Below are 18,555 nucleotides of genomic sequence, written 5' to 3'. Positions count from 1 at the left end.
AATTTTTGTAAACATTACAAAAGACAAGCTTTTTTATCGTTAAAAGAAGTCCAGTTCTCAAAGATTTTTGAGGATTTTGGAAGAGCGATAAACAGGCACGGATTTTGTTAAATGATTAATAAAACTACAAAACAAAACCAGGAGGTGTGGTATGAACATCAAGAAGACCTTAGCGTTGGCGTTAGGATTGGGTACTCTTTTAACCGGGCCAGTTTTTGCTTACAAGGGGATGGGACCTCAGGGGATGGGGCGTCCTATGGCTCCACCGGTTGATCAAGCTAAGTTACAGGAATTCTGCAAGGAAGTACAACCTCTCTATCAAAGAGAGGCTCAATTAAGGGCAGAGGCTCGTTCTCTTATTCTTCAGCCAAACCCTAATTGGGATACTATTCTTGCAAAAGAACAAGAACTTGCTAAAATCCGTGTAGAAATAATGAAGAAAGGACACGAGAAAGGATTGCCACTTGGTAAGCATGGTCACTGGAGAAGGTACTGCGGTTGGTAAGATGAAGGTTAAGTCCCGGGCTTTTGGCCCGGGTTTTTGGATATTCTTAAGTTTCTTTTTGATACTTATTCTAACTCCCTCTTTAAATGCTCATCAATTTAAGTTTTTTCAAGAACTTCCCTATGACCCAAATTTGGAGATTACTTTTAAAGGTAAGATTTTGTCTGTTTATCTTCCTCCCAGAGGATTAGCCTCTCTTGAAGTAGAAAGAGAAGGTAAAGCCTATACGGTTTTTTTGTGTCCAGTCCATTATTATCGTTTCCTAAATCCTGATTTTAGCGCAGGGCATCAGGTAGAGGTTACTGGGGCTAAAACCTATTTTCCTAAGTATGGCATCATTTTTATGGCAAGACATGTTAAAAACTTAACCACAGGTAAACTATATCTTTTTAGAAGTCCTGTAGCACCTTACAAACCGGTGTGGGAATAAATTATTCTTTCAAGCCTAAGTCTTTTAGTTTGTTATAAAGGGTCTTAAGGGATATCCCAAGAAGTTTGGCTGCTTCAGGTTTATTCCCCTTAGTAACTTCAAGGGCTTTAAGTATGGCTTTTTTCTCTAAGTTTTTAATCTGTAAGTCATCTTTTAGGGTCGTCTTGTCTTGAAACAGGTCCTTTGCTTTAAAGGGGATTTCTACTTCTATCATGTCTCCTTTACTAAGTATCACTGCCCTTTCAAGAATGTTCTCAAGTTCTCTTATGTTTCCTGGGAAAGAGTAGTTTTCAAGTTTTTCCCAGGAAGATGGACTTAGTGGTTTTAAAGGTTTCCCCAGCTTCTGACAGATTTTTTCTAAGAGATATTGGACGATGGTTTTTAGATGTTTTTTCCTATCCCTAAGTGGAGGAAGATAAAAAGAAAAAACGTTAATCCTGTAAAATAGGTCTTCTCGAAAAATCCCTTCAGCTACAAGTTTTTCTAAGTCTTTGTTGGTGGCTACGATAAATCTTGCGTCTGTTTTCAGGGTTTCAAGGCCTCCTAATCTTTCAAAGGCTTTATCTTGAAGCACTCTTAAGAATTTAGCCTGCACGGTAAGGCTCATCTCCGAGATTTCGTCGAGAAAAAGGGTGCCTTCTCTTGCAAGTTCAAACTTACCAGGTTTAGTCTTTATAGCACCGGTAAAAGCCCCTTTTTCATAGCCAAAAAGTTCAGCTTCTACTAAATTTTCAGGCAAAGCCGCACAGTTTATTTCTACAAAAGGCCCTTTTCTTCCGCTTAAAACATGGATTATCTTGGCGATTAAACTTTTCCCGGTGCCTGTTTCTCCTAAGAGGCAGACGGTGGCATCTGTAGGGGCAATTTCGATCAGTTGTTCATAAAGGTCTTCCATCCCTGCAAAAACAACCTCAAGCGGGGGCAAATCTGCTGGGTAAAAGGAGGGGGATTTTTTAAATTTTTTAAGATAAAGGTTTACTTTAGCTAAAAGCTCTTCTGGAGAAGAAAGAGGCTTGGTAAGGTAATCTACCGCCCCTGCTTTCATAGCTTCAACCGCTGAAGGGATGGTGCCAAAAGCTGTAATCACAAGAAAAACCGTTTCCGGAAGGATTTTTTTAGCTTTTTTGATAAAAGTGATGCCGTCAAGACCTGGCATTTTAAGGTCGGTGATTACGATATCTGGATTGAGTTCAGGAAGGTGAAACAAAGCAGTTTCGGGGTTATGAAAAACCCAAACTTTATAGTTTTCCTCCTGAAAGGTCATCTCTAAGAAACTTGCAAAGGAGGTATCGTCTTCTACGATAACTATCGAGGGATTTTTATCCATACCTCTGTCCCAGAAGAAGGTTCTGATTTAAGCTCAATCCTGCAATTTAGTTCCTCACATAGGTTTTTGACTATAGTCAAACCAAGGCCCATGCCTTTGGCTTTTGTGGTAAAAAAGGGTTCCCAAATTTTAGGTATCAACTCTTGAGGAATCCCTTTTCCAAAATCTTTTATGTAAATAATATAAAAAGTCTTTTCAGAAATTAAACCTAAATCCACCCTTAAGTTGCCTGCCTCTTGAGAGGCTTGCCAGGCATTTTCCAAAAGGTTTATCAGTATCTCTTTTAGTTTATCTTGGTCAGAAACTACCATAAAGTTTTTTCCCTCAAGAGTTACTCTCAAGTCTGCCTCAGGATAAAGAAGTTTAAAGGTTTCGATAACTTCTGTTAAAAAGCTGTATAAGTCAAAAGAGGAGAAATTTGGCTTTTGGGGATGGGTATAAGAATTTAGGGTTTGTAAAAGTTTTTCCATCCTTAAGGTTTCTTTTAGGATAAGATTAAGGGCCTTTTGGGTCTTTTCTTCTGGAGTTTTTTTAAGAATTAACTGGGTAAAACCCTTTATACTGGCTAAAGGATTTTTCATCTCATGAGCAAGGACCTGAGAGATAAACTTCCATCTCTCAAGGTCTTCGATCCTCTGTATCAACCTTTCAGACCGTTTAAAAAACCAAAAACCAATGACCCCTAATCCAAAGAACCCTAACCCAAGAAAAAACTCTAAATAAACATGCTTTTTAGCATAACCTAAAATTTCCTCTACGGGAAATATGTGGAGTGCTACCCTCAGGACCGCCTGTTGCTTTTCTGTTTTTAATAGATTTTCGTAAACAAACAACTTTTCTTCAGTAAGAGTAGTTTGATAAAAACTTCGAGGAAAGGTAACATTAAAGGAAACCCTATCTTGAATCTTTGTCCCTATAAGCTCTGGGTTAGAATGAAGTAATATTTTACCCTCTGTATCATAGATCGCTACATAAGCTACTACCTCCCACTCTTCTCCTAAGAGAAGCTCGGCAAAAAAGTTTTTTTCTTTTTTTATCAGGTCTAACCCAAAGTTTTTGATCAGACTTTTAAGGGTAATTTCTACCCCTATGGCCTGAAGTTTTAACCCTGTATCTAAAGTCTTACGGATGTTTTGATAGTTAGAGACTGCAGCAAAGATGAAAAAAACTCCGGCTAACAGAGAAATACCTAAAAACATAAAAGGTAAGTAAATTTTTATTTTGTCTATTTGGGAGGGCATATTTTTAGCTTAATCTAAAATCTTAAAATGTAAAATCAAGGGCATAACCCATAAAAGGATCTTCTTAGGGTTGACAAACCCAGAAAAAGAGGAATTTTAGGATAAAACTGAAGAGGGTTGGAGACGATGCATCACCATCATCATGGCCATGATGAAAAAACTGAGATTAGAGGGAAAAATCTCTTTTACGTAGCCCTTTTAAACCTTTTGATAACTGTTTTTGAATTTATCGGTGGTTTAATTTCAGGAAGTATGGCTCTTTTGTCTGATGCCTTTCATAATTTAGGTGACGTAATGTCTGTGGTGATTACCTATTTTGCCCATAAAATTTCTTTAAGAAATCCTAACGAAAGAAAGACCTTCGGTTATAAACGCATAACCATTTTAGCAAGTCTTTTTAACTCGGTTACGCTGTTAATAATATGTTTTTTCCTGATTAAAAAGTCTATCGAAAGACTGGTTACCCCATCTCTTATAGACGTTAAAACCGTGTTTGTGGTAGGAAGTATAGGGTTTTTAGGTAATCTTTTGAGTTTGAAATTTTTAAAAGGTTCTGCCAAAGAAGACTTAAACGTAAAAAGTGCTTATCTACACATGTTAGGGGATGCTTTATCCTCTTTGGCTGTGATGACAGGGGCTGTTTTTATTTATTATTTTGGGTGGGTAAGAGTTGACTCTGTTATTAGTATATTGATAGCCTTTTATATTGCTAAAGAGAGTTTAGAGGTTTTGTTAAAGTCAGTTGACATCATCATGCAAGCAACCCCTTTTCATGTGGAAATCCCTAAGATAGTAGAGGAACTGTTGAAAATTCAAGACATACAAGATGTCCATCATATACATGTATGGAGTCTTGACGATAAAACCCATTTTTTTGAGGGCCATGTTAACCTAAAGTCTGACATGAACGTAAGTGAAACGGCAAAAGTTTTGCAAAATATCCAAAAGGAATTAAAAAAGTTTGATATTCACCATATAACCATACAGTTTGAATATCAGGGAGTATGCCCAGAATGTGAGGTGTTTCATAATAACTTTTTAAAAAGGGACAAAGATGGTTAGTAGAAGTATAGTAGACCTGCCTTTGCATGGAGGGAAATGCCCTCCCTGGCTTTTTGAAAGGATGGTAAGGTTAAGCAGGGCTATTTTATTGCTTGTGTATCAGGAGTTTGGGGCTAAGGAATTGATCAAAAGGTTGTCTGACCCTTTTTGGTTTCAGGCTTTAGGTTGTTTGCTTGGTTTTGACTGGCATTCCTCAGGCCTCACCACAACCGTTGGTGGTGCTATAAAAGAGGCTTTGAAACCCTATTTTAACGACTTAGGAATCTATGTTTGCGGAGGAAAAGGTAAGAGGGCTTTAAACACCCCTCAGGAAATTATCTTCTGGGGAGAAAAACAGGGACTTCCTAAACAAGCCTATAAGTTTGTAACCTTAAGCAGACTTACCGCAAGGATAGACAACAACGCCATCCAAGATGGCTTTCAACTTTATTTTCATCTTTTCATATTTTCCAAAGATGGCCAATGGGGAGTAATACAACAAGGTATGGATGAAAAAACTGCCTATGCAAGACGGTATCAATGGTATAGCGAAAAGGTGTTAGACCTTTGCGAAAACCCCCATACAGGAATTGTTTCTTCTGTCAAAAAAGAAAACGTACTTAATCTGGTGGCTAAGGAAAGTAAACCTGTACAAAATTCGTTGGTAAGGTTGCTAACAGAAGACCTAAGTTTAGTTATAAAGGAGTTAACTCCGAAGGTGCATCTTATATTTAAAGAGGACCATACCTTAACCCTCAAAGACCTATCGGTTAAATCCTTGAAGAAAGTTTGGGAAAAGGTTTATCAAAATCCTCCATCTGATTTTCAGTCATTACTGTTAACCGAAGGTATGGGGGCCAAAACCTTAAGAGCCCTTACCTTAGCTTCAGAGCTTATCTATGAGGTTAAGGCCTCAAGAGAAGACCCGGTAGTTTATAGCTATGCCCACGGAGGCAAGGACGGACATCCCTATAGACTAAACAAACAACTTTATGATACGACCATCCAAGAGTTAGAAGAAATACTAAGAAAAGCAAAGTTAGGAGAAACAGAAAAGCTAAGTTTGTTTAAAAGGCTTCCTAAAATTTTTAACATAGGATAAAAGTGTATTGCTCTTGTTTCTCCTTCAGGAAGGTTTATATTTTGGGTAAAGTTTATCCATAGGTGGGGTTGATGATTAAAGGGTTTATCGGTACAAGCCTGGTAGATTATCCGGGGAAGATCTCTTCGGTGATTTTTACCTATGGGTGTAACTATAGATGTCCCTTCTGTTATAATGTTGATTTGGTCCTGCCTGAAAGGTATAAAAAGTTAAAAAACCTTTCTGAAGACTGGGTTATAGAGGAGTTAAAAAGGAGAAAGGGCTTTATTAAAGGGGTGGTGATTACCGGAGGAGAGCCTACCCTTTGGGGAAAAAGGCTTGTCAGTTTTATAGAAGAAGTTCGCTCTCAAACCGGGCTTCCTGTTAAGCTTGATACCAACGGTAGCTCTCCAGAGCTGGTAGAAGAATTGGTAATTTCTGGCTTGGTAGATTTTTTTGCCATAGACTTTAAGACTTCCCCTGATAGATATGCTGAACTCGGAGGGGATTTTGCTCTGGTTGAGCAAACTTTTAGGGTTTTAAAAAACATCGCAGATAGGGTAGAGATAAGAGTTACCATGTATCCTCCCCTTTTAACAGAAAAAGACTTAGAAAAGATGGTTCCTTATCTTGCGTGGTTTAAGAGAATAGCCCTGCAGAAATTTGTCCAGGAAAACACGTTAAAAAAAGACCTGGTGGGGGAGGTAAACCCAGAATTTTACCACAGAGTAGATGCTTATTTAAAAGAAAGATTGCCAGAGGTTTCTATAGTAAAGAGATATTAGATGGTTTTAAAAGGTTTTTATGTGATAACCGACGAGGTTTTGACCCCTTATCAAGACGGAGAAATCTTTCGAATGGTTGAAAAGGCGTTAAAAGGAGGGGCTAAGTTTGTTCAACTAAGAGATAAAAACTCAGATTTAGAGGTTTTAACAAACATAGCCATAGAACTAAAGAAGCTTTGCCACAGGTTTGGTGCTTATTTTATCGTTAACGACAGGGTAGATTTGGCAGCCAAAGTGCTGGCAGACGGGGTGCATGTAGGTAAAGACGATCAGCCTCTTAGCCAGGTTAAAGAGATTTTTAAAGGCCCTATCATCGGGGTTTCCTGTTATGGAGACTTGAGAAGAGCCATGGAGGCAGAAAAACAGGGAGCCACTTATGTGGCCTTTGGGAGTTTTTACCCCTCTCCTACCAAACCGAACTCAACCGTAGTAGATAAAACCTTGATCCCTCTTGCTAAAAAGACTCTAAAAATTCCTGTATGTGCTATAGGTGGCATAACCTTAGAGCGAGCAAAGGAGCTTGTCCAATTAGGGGCAGACATGGTAGCTGTTATAAGCGACCTATGGAAGGATAACGACATAGAAGGAAAAGCAAGAGCCTATGCTAAACTTTTTGAATAAGGGGTTAAGGAGTAGGGTCTAAGTCAAGCCCTAAAAATTGAGCTAACTCTTCTTTAGACTTGGTTAAGTCCTTTTTTTCGAGGATAGAGAGTTTTTCTCCTAAAGTTTTAACCTTTTCTAAACCCTCAAGGTGTTTAAGTATTTCTCCCTTTTTATCAATCCCTCTTAAAAAAATTCCTCCTATATATTCTCCGTCTATGGTATCAAGCACGTATTTAAAACTTCTTACTAAACATTCAAAGACTTTTTTGCCTTTGGTTGCACCTAAAGCAAGAAGGATACCTTTTGGTTTTTGAGAGGGAGGTGGAGCTTTAAGAAGATATTTAGAGACCCAGAAGGCCTGAAATCTTTCGAAGAAGGCCTGCAAAAAAGAAGGATGGGAATAAAAGAAGATAGGGGTTGCTACCACCAGAAAGTTAGCCTTAAGAATTTTAGGGTAAACTTCGGTTAGGTCATCTTTAAGAATACACGTTCCGTCTTTTTCACAACCTCCGCATTCAACACAAGGGGAGAATTTAAGTTCCGTAAGTTTTATCTTTTCGGTTTTTATCTTTTGGTGATTAAGGGTAGAGAGGAAGGCATCAAGGAAAATTTCAGAATTGCCCTGACTTCTTGGGCTTGCGTGGATGGCTAAAAGTTGCATCTATTTGGTGAGGGTTTTTTTGATAACAGAAAAGACCTGGGTGAAAACCTCTTCAAAGGTAGCAGGGGAGCAGCGTCCCATTTCGATAAACTTGATGACGATTTCTTTGGTGGTTTTGAGGGTGATTTCCTCTAAAGGAGAAAGTTTAAAGTCTTCGGCAGTTTTATTTTTGTTTTCCAGATTAACTATTTTACCTGTGCTCATTTACCTCACCTTTAAAGGAATTTAAAAAATAATCATAGCCTAAATTAAATAAATTGCAAGAACCACAGGCGGCATTCTCTAAGTCCATTGTTTAGGACGGTTGTTTATCCAGACACAAGCCTTTAACATCCCAATCCCTTTTGAAGTAGGGCAGGTTTCTACTTGGGCAAATCGTCCAAGGGAGAAAACCTAGGACATGTCGCAATCCCTTTTGAAGTAGGGCAGGTTTCTACGAAGGAGGAGATGAAGGATGAGGTTTAGGTATTATAGTCGCAATCCCTTTTGAAGTAGGGCAGGTTTCTACTCAGGGAGGGAGTGTGTGGGAAGAGTTTGGAATGGGGGCAATGGGTCGCAATCCCTTTTGAAGTAGGGCAGGTTTCTACTTGGAAGAGAAGATAAATAAAATAGAAAAAGAGGGGGAGGTGGTCGCAATCCCTTTTGAAGTAGGGCAGGTTTCTACTTTTTAGGGGAAGACTGATTGCAACACTGCCTTTGAAGTGTTGGGTCGCAATCCCTTTTGAAGTAGGGCAGGTTTCTACCGATGGAAAGAGTAAAAGTTGAGGTAACAGTCGATTTGTCGCAATCCCTTTTGAAGTAGGGCAGGTTTCTACCATTGATCATTGTCCGCATGATGGGATACCTTGTGATAGGTCGCAATCCCTTTTGAAGTAGGGCAGGTTTCTACAATGGACAGGTGAGGTAAGATTAGGAGAAGAAAAAGAGGAGTCGCAATCCCTTTTGAAGTAGGGCAGGTTTCTACAATACAATCCTTCAAACTTTGAGTTCTATAATCCCCTTGTCGCAATCCCTTTTGAAGTAGGGCAGGTTTCTACTTATGGACGAACAAAATCAACAAGAAGTAAGTAGGACAATAAGTCGCAATCCCTTTTGAAGTAGGGCAGGTTTCTACACATTGGTAGCTTCAATTGACATGAAGCCCCTTGACTATCAGTCGCAATCCCTTTTGAAGTAGGGCAGGTTTCTACAAAAAGGAAAAGGAAAAAGTAAAAGTTGAAGTAAAGGTTAGTCGCAATCCCTTTTGAAGTAGGGCAGGTTTCTACTCTTACCCCTTGAAACCCTGATAAAATCTAACTTTTTTAAGTTTAGTATAAAACTAAATTTTTAAAAATGACCCTTTGAAACCCTGATGAAATCTATGCTTGACAGCCTGGGATAACAAAAATTTCCTACATAAAATCAATAACTTACAAGGATACTTTCGGGCAGATTTAATTGCAAATGAGACTCAATAAAATACCTCTAAAAATACCCTTCTCTATGTCGCATCAAATCTTGCTTGTAGGGAGGGGTAAAAATTATCCATTTATTTACTAAATATATGTACACACACCCTTGAAAAGGGTATACCATCTCCTTAAAAAACTAACAACTTAACTTCAACCCCTGCCCCGTAGCCTATTCTCTTGTCAAAGACCTAATAACCACTTATTAATTATATAATATATAAAAATTTTTATAAAACAACCCTTTAAAAGACAAAATTTTTAAGTTCAGTTAGATTTTTCTTGTAAAAGCCTAAAATTGTAGTACCTTTTTAATTTAGATTGAAAATCAATTTTGATAAAAGGTAGGTTGAAATGACAAACGAGATAGCACAAAAATTAACCAAGGTAAGGGCTTGTTTTGAGAGATGGGGAGTTGATGGTTTTCTTTTTTCTTCTCAGGCAAACGTATTTTATCTTTCCCACTTTAGGTCAACCAATGCCTATGTTTTGATGACAGGGGATAACGTCTGTTTTCTGACAGATTCTCGTTATATTGAAAAGGCTAAAAAAGAGCTTGCCTCCTGGGAGGTAGTTGAGATTAAAGGAGATACGATAGGGTTCCTTAAGAAGTTTATTCAGAAGGCAGGGGTTAAGCGATTAGGTTTTGAAAAGGATAAGGTAAGCTGTGCTTTTAAGGAAAAGCTTAGAAGTAATAAATTCAAACTGGTGGGGGTGGTTGACCCCCTTGGTTTGATAAGAATGATTAAATCTAAAGAAGAAATCGAGGTTTTAAAAGAAGGGGTTAAAAAGACTGACAAGGTTTTTAACAAGGTTTTACAGGAGATAGAAAGATCTTTTGCAGAAGGTTATCCCATTTCAGAGCTTAAGATAAGAGGTTTTTTAGTGTCGCAGATGTTTATTGTAGGAGGAAGGGGAGAAAGTTTTCCTGCTATAGTTGCCTTTGGAAAAAATAGTTCTGTTCCTCATTGGGAGACTTCAGAAGCTCTTATCGAAAGAAATGGGGTGTTGCTTTTAGACTTTGGGATGGTGTGGAAAGGTTATGCTACTGACTTTACCCGCACGATATATCTTGGGGATCCTCCTGCTGAGTTTGTTAAACTTTACAACATCCTTAAAGATGCATGGTTTTTAGGTTTTGAAAAGGTAAAGGTTGGAGAAAAGGTTGCTGAGATAGACCGTGCCATAAGGGATTATCTTGTTCAAAAGGACCTTGCTAAGTATTTCATCCATGCTACAGGACATGGGATAGGGGTTGAGGTGCACGAAGCACCAAGGGTGATTTACACGGTAGATCCAGACTTAAGGATCGAAGAAGGCATGGTTTTTACGATTGAACCAGGGCTTTATTTTCCGGATAACTTTGGGATAAGGCTTGAAAATATGGTGTTTGTAGAGGGAGGAAGAGGCGAGATCGTTTCTGAGGTGTCTTTAGATTTAATAACTCTTTAAATGCAGGGGGAAATGGATGAAAACCATCAAGGTGGCTTTGATAGGTAATCCTAATGTAGGGAAAACAAGTATTTTAAATCATTTGGTAGGGGCAAATCTTAAGATAGGAAACTGGGCTGGGGTTACCGTTGAGAAGAAAGAGGGGAAGACCTTTTTTCAGGATTATGAGGTCTATTTTGTAGACCTTCCAGGAGTTTATACTCTGGAAGAGGTAGTATCTGAAGACGAAAAGGTAACCTTAGATTTTTTGCTTTCTGGTGACTATGACGTAATCCTTAACGTGATAGAAACCCCAAGGATAGAAAGAGACCTCTATCTTACCTGTCAGCTTTTAGATCTTGGCAAACCTATGGTGCTGGCTTTAAACATGATAGATGAGGCTCAAAAGATAGGGATTTCTATCGATTTAGAGAGGTTGGCAGAGCTTTTAAAGGTTAGGGTGGTAAAAACTGTAGGGAGAACTGGAGAAGGGGTAAAAGAGATTTTGCCTGCTGTGGTTGAGGCTTATGAGAAACAGACTATACCGTTTCAGATCTCTTATCCCCCTGAGTTAGAGGAGAAGGTTAAGGCGTTTAGAGAGTCTACGGGAGAAAACTTGAGTAAATTTGAAACACTACGTTTACTTGAAAGTGAGGCCCAAGAGTTAAGCAGGATTATAAAAGAAAAACGGCTTAGTTTTACCAGAGGAGTAGCTAACGAGGTAGTTAAACGCAAACTTATCCCAAAGGAAAGTCTTACTGAAACGTTAGACAGATTTTTATTGCATCCTTTTTTTGGTTTTTTATCTTTTGGCTTTATCATGTATTTATTCTTTAAAACCTCGTTTGATTTCTCTAAGCCTATCATAGACTGGATAGATGGTTTTTTGCAGGAATTTTTGGCACCTCTTTGTGCTCAGGTTTTAGAAGATTTAGGTGTTTCTGAGTTTTTAAGAAGTTTTATAGCAAACGCGGTTTTTGGTGGGGTAGGGGTGGTGCTTTCTTTTTTACCCTTGATTACGGTTATGTACTTTTTCTTAACCCTTCTTGAAACCTCAGGCTATCTCCCAAGGGTTTCTTTTTTGATGGACAGGTTTACCCATAAGATAGGGTTGCATGGCCAAAGTGTAATCCCTCTTATCCTTGGACTTGGTTGTAACGTCCCTGCTATACTTGCTACCAGGACTTTTCAAGAAACTAAAGATAAACTTTTAGTCATAGCTATGGTGCCTTTTATTTCTTGCCCTGCAAGGCTGGTGGTTTTTTCTTTCTTTGCTTTTGTGTTCTTTCAAAATCCTGTAGCGGTTATCTTGGGATTGTATTTCTTAGGGATTATTTTTTCCGTGTTGACAGGGGTCCTTTTGAGAAAGACCTTATTAAAGAAGGAACTATCTCACTTTGTGATGGACCTTCCTCCTTACAGGATGCCTGCGTGGAGGACAGTCTTTAACATCACCAAGGTTTATGTCAAAGATTTCCTCTATAGGGCAGGGACGGTGATCTTTGGGGTTTCGGTTTTGGTATGGTTGCTTTTAAATCTTCCGATAGGTGAGAAAAACATAGAAAATACCTATGCCGCTAAGCTTGGTAAAGCCTTGAGTTATGTTCTTTCTCCTGTCGGGCTTGGAGATTGGAGGATTAGCACCTCTCTTGTCTCAGGTTTTTTAGCAAGAGAGGCTATTTTAAGTAACTTAGGGGTTATCGTATCTGAAGAGAAAGAAGATGGTTTAGAAAAGATAGACCCAAAGGAAAAAGCCAAAGAGGAGTTCTTTAAACTGGGAGAGGCTTTGAAACAGAGTTTTACCTCTTTGTTTAGTTTTTTCCCTGCTTCTTTTTCTGTAGAAGAGGAAGAAGGCTCTTTGAAAGAAAAAATAAAGGGACTTATGAATTTTAAACAGGCTCTGTCTTTGCTGGTCTTTGTGCTGATCTATAATTCCTGCGCTGCTACTGTTATTACGATGGCAAGAGAAGGTAATGTAAAGTTTGCGTTAGGTTTCTTGGTGTATAGTTTTGTTTTGGCCTGGATGCTTGCTTTTCTTGTTTTCAGATTGGTTTAAAATAATTCATCTTATGTTAAAATGCATAAGAACACTCTTTGGGAGGGGACTTAAATGCGAGTTTTAGTGATAGGAGCTGTAGCTTGTGGGACGAGAGCTGCCTGCAGGCTTAAAAGGTTGCGTCCAGATGCAGAAATCCTGATGATAGACCAGGATCAGTACATCTCCTATGGTGGTTGCGGTATGCCCTATTATCTTACTGGAGACGTATCTCACATAGATGAATTAAGAAGAACTACCTTTCATGCTATAAGAGACGAAAGGTTTTTTAAAGAAGCTAAAGGTATAGAGGTCTTAACAAGGGTTAAGGCAGAAGAGATAGATAGGAGAAAAAAGACCGTAAAGGTTAGATGGTTAGACACAGGTAAGACCGAAGAGATAGGTTATGACAAACTGGTACTTGCTACCGGCACTAAACCAAAGGTTCCTCCTATTCCTGGGGTTGACCTTGAGGGGGTGCATACCCTTTCTAATCTCCATGATGCTATCAGGATTAAAGAAAAACTTGTTAAGGGAGAGGTTAAAAACCCTCTGGTTATAGGGGCTGGTTTTATAGGACTTGAGGTAGTAGAGGCTTTTGGGGAGTCCTGGGGGCTTCCTGTAACCCTTTTAGAATACTTTCCTCAGGTGTTGCCAAGGCTTATCGATCCTGTGCTTTCAAGGATTATAGAAAATCACTTGAGGAAAAAGGGGGTTAAGGTAGTTTTAAATGCCAGGATTAAAGAAATCGTAGGGAAAAACGGGAAGGTAGTAGGGGTCAGGACAGAAGATGGGTTTTATCCTGCAGACCTGGTTCTCTTAGCTACAGGAGTCATCCCTAACACTGACCTTGCAAAACAGGCAGGTCTTCTGGTCTCTCCTCTTACCGGTGGGATCGTGGTTAACGAAAGGATGCAAACCTCAGACCCAGATATATACGCCGGTGGAGACTGCGTAGAGGTAGTCCATTTGATCACCGGTAAAAGGATGCTCATGCCTCAAGGGTCTTTAGCTAACAAACAAGGAAGGGTTATAGGCACTAATCTTGCAGGAGGATATGCCAGGTTTAAAGGCACCATCGGTGCTTTTATTTTAAAGTGTTTTGACATGTCTATAGGTGGCTGTGGGATTAGTTTAGGGGTAGCTAAAGCAGAGGGGTTTGTAGATGCAACCTATGCCCTTAACATCCAGCACGAAAGGGCTCATTTCTTTTCTATAGGCTGTTCCTATTATAACTTAGTGTTTGATAAAAGGACAGGTAAGGTTTTGGGTTTTCAGTCTGTAGGGCCCTATACTGATGGTACTTTGGCCAGGGTGCATGCCATGTCAACCTTGTTGTTAGAAAAACCTTCGGTGGCAGATTTAGTAGAGCTTGAGTTGGCCTATTCACCACCTTTTAACACGGCCCTTGACCCGATTAACGTTGTGGGACATGTGGCAGAAAATTTGATTTTTGAAAGGTTTAAACCGATAGAGTGGGAGGAGGTTTTAAGAAGATTAAGGGAAAGGGACCGAGACTTGTTGATAGTAGACGTAAGAACCCCAGAAGAAGCCAAAGAGATGGTACAGAGGTATCCCAACTGGATTAACCTTCCCTATCAAGGAGCAAAGGAAGCGATAAAAACCCTTCCCAAGGATAAGGACTTAGTGGTGGTTTGCAGTGTGGGAACAAGGTCTTATGAGGTGGTCCGCTGGTTAAAGGCCGAAGGTTATGACAGGGTGTTTATGCCTATGGGTGGGGTTGTGCTTGCTAAATCCTGGGGAGAAGATGTTAGATGAAGCTGCAGGCAGTAAGAGGTTTTAAAGACTGGTTGCCTGAAGATTTCGTAAAGTATGAATATTTGATAGAAAAGGCACGGCTATGGTGTAAGCTGTTTAATTTTAAAGAGATTAAAATCCCTATACTTGAAAAAACAGAACTTTTTGTAAGGTCCATAGGAGAGGTCACCGATATCGTTCAAAAGGAAACCTATTCTTTTGAAGATAGAAACAAAGACTGGTTGACCTTACGTCCTGAGGCTACCGCAGGAATCTGTCGGATGGTTATAGAGCATGGTTTGTATGTAAGGCCTAAGCCTCTGAAGTTTTTTACCATAGGCCCGATGTTTCGTCACGAACGCCCTCAAAAGGGAAGATTAAGGGAGTTTTTTCAGATAGACCTTGAGGTTTTTTCAGAGTTGAATCCTTATTTAGAGGCAGAAGTTATCTTTCTTGCCTTAAAGATTTTAAAAAGTCCTTTGCCTGAAGAATCTGATCAGCTTTATACGTTAGAATTAAACACCCTCGGTTGTCCTGAGTGTAGACCTAAATATCGGGAGGCGCTGTTATCCTTTCTTAGAGAGCATAAAGATGAGGTTTGCGAGACCTGTAAAGAGAGGATCGAGAGAAACCCTTTAAGGGTGCTTGATTGTAAAAATGAGGGCTGTAAAAAGGTCGTTTCAGGAAGTCCTTTGATTACAGATTTCTTATGCGAAGACTGCAAAACACACTTTCAGGAGCTTAAGGAGGCCTTGCAATCCTTAGACATCGAGTTTTCTCTAAACCCAAGGTTGGTAAGGGGTTTAGACTATTATGTGAGGACTATCTTTGAGATTAAGGCTAAAGGTTTAGGGGCTCAGGATACGGTGTGTGCTGGCGGTAGATATGATTATCTCGTTAAAGAACTTGGTGGACCGGAGTTGCCGGCTATAGGGTTTGCTATAGGACTTGAAAGATGGGCTATTTCACTTTTCGGAGACGAAGAAAATAAGGGACTTCTTGACCCAAATACACTTACAGAAAAACTTTGTCCTGACCTTTATCTGGTATTTTTAGGTAAACCTTTGATAAAACAAGGAGTAATCCTTTCTCAGAAGCTCAGAGAAAAAGGTCTAAGATGTGAGACAACCTATGAAGAAAAGTCTTTAAAAGCGCAGCTAAAAAATGCGGATAAACTTGGGGCTAATTTTGTCCTGATTTTAGGAGAAAAAGAGTGGGCTGAGAAAAGAGCTGTTTTTAGAGATTTAAAGAAAAGTGCCCAGAAAGAGATAGGTTTTGATGGTTTAGATGACCTTGTGGCGAAAGTGGTTAAAGAGGTAAAGGGATAGTCTATGAGCTTAAAGGTTTTTCCAGAGAAAGAGGTCTTTATAGACCTTGCCAAAAAGCACAACCTTGTTCCCGTTTATACTGAAGTTGCCTGTGATTTAGACACACCTATATCTCTTTTTTATAAAATAGGAGAAGGCTCTTATTCCTTTTTGCTTGAGAGTTTAGAAGGAGGGGAAAAGTGGGCAAGGTATAGTTTTATAGGAATAGACCCTTACTTGGTGTTTAAAAGCAAAGGAAATCAGATAAACCTTTTAGAAAAACAAGGGGATAGGTTAGTTTCTAAACAAGAATTTTTTAGTGATAATCCTTTTTATGAATTAAGAAAATTTATCAAAAAGATAGATTGTGCTGTTTTAGATGGATTACCCCGGTTTTTTGGAGGGGCTGTTGGTTTTATAGGTTATGAAGTGGTCAGGCTTTTTGAAAAGATCCCTGTAGGGGAAGATGTGCTTGGTTTTTCTGACCTACATTTTATGTTTCCTGAAGTGGTTTTAATCTATGATAGGTTTAAACATACCTTGAAAATTGTATATAACGCAAATATAGACTTAAACGAGGACCCTTCTAAAATCTATCAGAAAGCTATACACAGGTTAAGTGAAATAAAACATCGCCTCTCAGGTTTTTACTCAAACGGTCAGTCTGTTGAAAAAGTTAACGTTTCTTCTCCTCAACCTGAGATCACAAAAGAAGAATTTTGTTCGATGGTAGAGCAGGCTAAAAGGTATATTTTAGAAGGAGACATCATTCAGGTGGTGCTTTCTCAACGGTTTAGGTTTAGGTCACAAGGATCTCCTTTTCTTTTTTATCGGGCGTTAAGAAAGATAAACCCTTCTCCTTATCTTTTCTTTTTAAAGCTTGATGATGAGGTGCTTATCGGTTCTTCTCCAGAGATTTTAGTGAGGATGGAAGGTAGTTTGGTTGAAACTCGCCCGATTGCTGGGACAAGAAGAAGAGGTAAAACCGAAAAAGAAGATAAGGAGTTAGAAGAGGATTTAAAAAGAGATGAAAAGGAGCTTGCTGAACATATCATGCTGGTTGACCTTGGGAGAAACGACCTGGGTAGGGTTTGTAAGTATGGAAGTGTAGAGGTTTATGAGTTGATGGTGGTAGAGAGGTATTCTCATGTGATGCACCTTGTGTCTGGGGTGAAAGGAGAGGTCTTACCAGGTTTAGATATGTTTGACGTGTTTGCTGCTACCTTTCCTGCAGGTACTGTGTCTGGAGCCCCTAAGATAAGGGCGATGGAGATTATCTCTGAGCTTGAAAAAACGGTCAGAGGTCCTTATGCAGGTGCGGTAGGTTATTTTGGTTTTTCAGGTAACATGGACTTTTGCATTACCATAAGAACTCTCTTTCAGAAGGGAGAGCTGTGTTATTTGCAGGCTGGAGCAGGGATTGTGGCTGATTCTGACCCTGAAAAAGAATATGAAGAAACTTTAAACAAAGCTAAAGCTATTTTTAAAGCTATAGAAACCTTAGGAGAATTTTGTTAAAAAAATGAAAAGGATAATCGTAATTGACAACTACGATTCTTTTACCTATAATCTGGTTCAACTTATCGGGATTATGCTCGAAAAACTTTGGGGAGGAGAGATAAAGGTTTTTAGAAATGATGCTGTGTCTACGGAAGAGGTGCTTAAGTTAAAGCCAGATTATTTAGTGATTTCGCCAGGTCCGTGTACCCCTAAGGAGGCAGGAATTTCGGTGGAACTTATCAAAAAGGTAGCAGGTAAAGTCCCGATTTTAGGGGTTTGTTTAGGGCATCAAAGCATAGGGTATGCTTTTGGGGCAAAGATAGTTAAAGCTAAAAGGCTTATGCATGGAAAAGTTTCCCAAATTTATCATGACGGCAAAGGAGTTTTTACCGGACTTCCTAATCCTTTTCAGGCTATGCGTTATCATTCCTTAGCCATAGACCCAGGAACCTTGCCGGAGTATTTTGAGGTTACCGCTCGGGCTGAAGACGGTGAGATTATGGGAATAAGGCATAAAGAATATCCTATAGAAGGGGTACAGTTCCATCCAGAGTCTATCGGTACCTCTCTTGAGAGATGGATGAAGTATTCTCTACCCCCTAAGGATTGGGATTTTTCTAAAGAGGACCTACCAGAAGGGGTGATACTTTTAAGAAATTTCTTTACCGTTTATTGAGATTATGGAAAAGGTGGCTGAGGTTCTAAGAAATTTTTTGTGCTGGGTCTATTGTTTAGTAACCGTTCCTGTTTTCGGAAGTTTAGCTTTATTGATAAGAAAACATTTTTGGGCAAGAATCTGGTGTAAAGGGTTGTTAAAGGTATTAGGGATAGAGATCAAGGTTTATCAAGAGATAGATTTACCTAAGGGTAGTTATGTTTTTATGAGTAATCATCAAAGTCAGCTCGATATCCCGGTTTTAGAAAAGGTACTTGAAGCCTATAACATAAGGTTTTTAGCCAAAAAAAGTCTTTTTAACATCCCTTTTTTTGGATGGGGATTAAAGGCGTTAGGATATGTGCCTGTGGAAAGAGAAGACCCTAAGGAGGGGTTTAAAAGTATCTTAGCCTGCGTAGAAAGGTTAAAAGAAGGGGTTTCTCTGGTAGTTTTTCCTGAAGGTACACGAAGTAAGGACGGAGATCTTTTGCCTTTTAAGCTTGGGGGGTTTTTAATCCCGATTAAAGCTCAGGTGAAGGTAGTGCCTGTTTCTCTGTGGGGGACAAAAGATATTTTACCTAAGGGGTCTCTTTGGTTAAAGGTAGGAAAAAGAAGGAAGGTAGGGGTTTATTTAGGAGCACCTATAGAGACTACTGGTTTGTCTTTAAGGGACAAACAGGTTTTAGCTCAACAGGTAAAAGAGTCTATTTTAAAAGGGATAGAGCACCTTAAGAAGGAGGTGTAGTA

General features: G+C 39.3%; 17 protein-coding genes and 1 CRISPR repeat array. Of the genes, 13 read left to right on the top strand and 4 right to left on the bottom strand.

Features of this window, described 5'->3' with window-relative positions; genetic code table 11:
- Positions 1 to 151: 151 nt before the first annotated feature.
- Both HL41_RS06980 and HL41_RS06975 read left to right on the top strand, forming a co-directional pair.
- On the top strand, positions 152 to 505 hold the full coding sequence (locus HL41_RS06980) for a hypothetical protein (RefSeq protein ID WP_022855262.1): 354 nt from the start codon (positions 152 to 154) through the stop codon (positions 503 to 505).
- A complete protein-coding gene (locus HL41_RS06975) occupies positions 465 to 935 on the top strand; it encodes a hypothetical protein (RefSeq protein ID WP_158506235.1) in 471 nt (156 codons plus the stop codon). Before HL41_RS06980 ends, HL41_RS06975 begins: the two co-directional genes overlap by 41 nt.
- A gap of 1 nt (position 936) precedes the next feature.
- Here HL41_RS06975 and HL41_RS06970 read toward each other — a convergent pair whose 3' ends face one another.
- Together HL41_RS06970 and HL41_RS06965 are read right to left on the bottom strand one after the other, a co-directional pair.
- Positions 937 to 2,262, bottom strand: a complete 1,326-nt coding sequence (locus HL41_RS06970; protein ID WP_038062144.1) for a sigma-54-dependent transcriptional regulator — start codon at positions 2,260 to 2,262, stop codon at positions 937 to 939.
- Positions 2,241 to 3,461 (bottom strand): two-component system sensor histidine kinase NtrB, encoded by a 1,221-nt coding sequence (locus tag HL41_RS06965; RefSeq protein ID WP_158506234.1) that lies wholly within the window; start codon positions 3,459 to 3,461, stop codon positions 2,241 to 2,243. Before HL41_RS06965 ends, HL41_RS06970 begins: the two co-directional genes overlap by 22 nt.
- A 168-nt stretch (positions 3,462 to 3,629) precedes the next feature.
- Here HL41_RS06965 and HL41_RS06960 point away from each other — a divergent pair, with 168 nt between their 5' ends.
- The 4 genes from HL41_RS06960 (at position 3,630) to thiE (ending at position 7,031) form a co-directional block, all read left to right on the top strand.
- Positions 3,630 to 4,565: a cation diffusion facilitator family transporter gene (locus HL41_RS06960; protein ID WP_000546427.1), complete on the top strand. Its 936-nt coding sequence runs from the start codon at positions 3,630 to 3,632 to the stop codon at positions 4,563 to 4,565.
- Positions 4,558 to 5,646, top strand: a complete 1,089-nt coding sequence (locus HL41_RS06955; protein WP_038062148.1) for a DUF763 domain-containing protein — start codon at positions 4,558 to 4,560, stop codon at positions 5,644 to 5,646. The genes HL41_RS06960 and HL41_RS06955 overlap by 8 nt, the downstream gene beginning before the upstream one ends.
- Before the next feature lie 71 nt (positions 5,647 to 5,717).
- On the top strand, positions 5,718 to 6,410 hold the full coding sequence (locus tag HL41_RS06950; RefSeq protein WP_038062150.1) for an anaerobic ribonucleoside-triphosphate reductase activating protein: 693 nt from the start codon (positions 5,718 to 5,720) through the stop codon (positions 6,408 to 6,410).
- A complete protein-coding gene (gene thiE / locus HL41_RS06945) occupies positions 6,411 to 7,031 on the top strand; it encodes a thiamine phosphate synthase (RefSeq protein WP_022855255.1) in 621 nt (206 codons plus the stop codon).
- Positions 7,032 to 7,035: 4 nt separating this feature from the next.
- Here thiE and HL41_RS06940 read toward each other — a convergent pair whose 3' ends face one another.
- Positions 7,036 to 7,674 carry a flavodoxin family protein gene (locus HL41_RS06940; RefSeq protein WP_051754571.1) on the bottom strand — a complete coding sequence of 213 codons (639 nt, stop codon included), beginning with the start codon at positions 7,672 to 7,674 and terminating at the stop codon, positions 7,036 to 7,038.
- The gene (locus HL41_RS06935) at positions 7,675 to 7,878 is read right to left on the bottom strand and encodes a hypothetical protein (RefSeq protein WP_038062153.1); all 204 of its coding nucleotides are present in this window, start codon (positions 7,876 to 7,878) and stop codon (positions 7,675 to 7,677) included.
- Positions 7,879 to 8,005: 127 nt separating this feature from the next.
- Positions 8,006 to 8,939: a CRISPR direct-repeat array (repeat unit 35 nt; unit sequence GTCGCAATCCCTTTTGAAGTAGGGCAGGTTTCTAC).
- Between the two features lie 537 nt (positions 8,940 to 9,476).
- On the opposite strand from HL41_RS06935, the gene HL41_RS06930 reads away from it, so the two are divergent.
- Genes HL41_RS06930 through HL41_RS06900 form a run of 7 tightly spaced genes read left to right on the top strand, consistent with a single transcriptional unit; the run spans position 9,477 to position 18,553 of the window.
- Positions 9,477 to 10,574, top strand: a complete 1,098-nt coding sequence (locus HL41_RS06930; protein WP_028841889.1) for a M24 family metallopeptidase — start codon at positions 9,477 to 9,479, stop codon at positions 10,572 to 10,574.
- 16 nt (positions 10,575 to 10,590) lie between these two features.
- Positions 10,591 to 12,609, top strand: a complete 2,019-nt coding sequence (gene feoB, locus HL41_RS06925; protein WP_028841888.1) for a ferrous iron transport protein B — start codon at positions 10,591 to 10,593, stop codon at positions 12,607 to 12,609.
- Between the two features lie 54 nt (positions 12,610 to 12,663).
- On the top strand, positions 12,664 to 14,367 hold the full coding sequence (locus tag HL41_RS06920; protein ID WP_038062156.1) for an FAD-dependent oxidoreductase: 1,704 nt from the start codon (positions 12,664 to 12,666) through the stop codon (positions 14,365 to 14,367).
- The gene (gene hisS / locus HL41_RS06915; protein WP_038062159.1) at positions 14,364 to 15,674 is read left to right on the top strand and encodes a histidine--tRNA ligase; all 1,311 of its coding nucleotides are present in this window, start codon (positions 14,364 to 14,366) and stop codon (positions 15,672 to 15,674) included. Before HL41_RS06920 ends, hisS begins: the two co-directional genes overlap by 4 nt.
- Before the next feature lie 3 nt (positions 15,675 to 15,677).
- Positions 15,678 to 17,171 (top strand): anthranilate synthase component I, encoded by a 1,494-nt coding sequence (gene trpE / locus HL41_RS06910; protein ID WP_028841885.1) that lies wholly within the window; start codon positions 15,678 to 15,680, stop codon positions 17,169 to 17,171.
- Positions 17,172 to 17,175: 4 nt separating this feature from the next.
- Positions 17,176 to 17,829: an anthranilate synthase component II gene (locus HL41_RS06905; protein ID WP_038062161.1), complete on the top strand. Its 654-nt coding sequence runs from the start codon at positions 17,176 to 17,178 to the stop codon at positions 17,827 to 17,829.
- 4 nt (positions 17,830 to 17,833) lie between these two features.
- Complete coding sequence (locus tag HL41_RS06900) at positions 17,834 to 18,553, top strand: lysophospholipid acyltransferase family protein (RefSeq protein ID WP_051754570.1); 720 nt, start codon at positions 17,834 to 17,836, stop codon at positions 18,551 to 18,553.
- Positions 18,554 to 18,555 lie beyond the last annotated feature (2 nt).

It is taken from the genome of Thermodesulfobacterium commune DSM 2178, assembly GCF_000734015.1.
In the GTDB taxonomy this organism is placed as follows: Bacteria; Desulfobacterota; Thermodesulfobacteria; order Thermodesulfobacteriales; family Thermodesulfobacteriaceae; genus Thermodesulfobacterium; species Thermodesulfobacterium commune.
The sequence above is the reverse complement of the archived record's forward strand: the minus strand, read 5'-3'. Positions and strand labels throughout refer to the sequence as shown.

Coding starts and splice junctions, on each gene's coding strand:
- HL41_RS06980 (WP_022855262.1), top strand. CDS start 152: ATGAACATCAAGAAGACCTTAGCGTTGGCGTTAGGATTGGGTACTCTT.
- HL41_RS06970 (WP_038062144.1), bottom strand. CDS start 2,262: ATGGATAAAAATCCCTCGATAGTTATCGTAGAAGACGATACCTCCTTT.
- HL41_RS06965 (WP_158506234.1), bottom strand. CDS start 3,461: ATGTTTTTAGGTATTTCTCTGTTAGCCGGAGTTTTTTTCATCTTTGCT.
- HL41_RS06960 (WP_000546427.1), top strand. CDS start 3,630: ATGCATCACCATCATCATGGCCATGATGAAAAAACTGAGATTAGAGGG.
- HL41_RS06955 (WP_038062148.1), top strand. CDS start 4,558: ATGGTTAGTAGAAGTATAGTAGACCTGCCTTTGCATGGAGGGAAATGC.
- HL41_RS06950 (WP_038062150.1), top strand. CDS start 5,718: ATGATTAAAGGGTTTATCGGTACAAGCCTGGTAGATTATCCGGGGAAG.
- thiE (WP_022855255.1), top strand. CDS start 6,411: ATGGTTTTAAAAGGTTTTTATGTGATAACCGACGAGGTTTTGACCCCT.
- HL41_RS06940 (WP_051754571.1), bottom strand. CDS start 7,674: ATGCAACTTTTAGCCATCCACGCAAGCCCAAGAAGTCAGGGCAATTCT.
- HL41_RS06935 (WP_038062153.1), bottom strand. CDS start 7,878: ATGAGCACAGGTAAAATAGTTAATCTGGAAAACAAAAATAAAACTGCC.
- HL41_RS06930 (WP_028841889.1), top strand. CDS start 9,477: ATGACAAACGAGATAGCACAAAAATTAACCAAGGTAAGGGCTTGTTTT.
- feoB (WP_028841888.1), top strand. CDS start 10,591: ATGAAAACCATCAAGGTGGCTTTGATAGGTAATCCTAATGTAGGGAAA.
- HL41_RS06920 (WP_038062156.1), top strand. CDS start 12,664: ATGCGAGTTTTAGTGATAGGAGCTGTAGCTTGTGGGACGAGAGCTGCC.
- hisS (WP_038062159.1), top strand. CDS start 14,364: ATGAAGCTGCAGGCAGTAAGAGGTTTTAAAGACTGGTTGCCTGAAGAT.
- trpE (WP_028841885.1), top strand. CDS start 15,678: ATGAGCTTAAAGGTTTTTCCAGAGAAAGAGGTCTTTATAGACCTTGCC.
- HL41_RS06905 (WP_038062161.1), top strand. CDS start 17,176: ATGAAAAGGATAATCGTAATTGACAACTACGATTCTTTTACCTATAAT.
- HL41_RS06900 (WP_051754570.1), top strand. CDS start 17,834: ATGGAAAAGGTGGCTGAGGTTCTAAGAAATTTTTTGTGCTGGGTCTAT.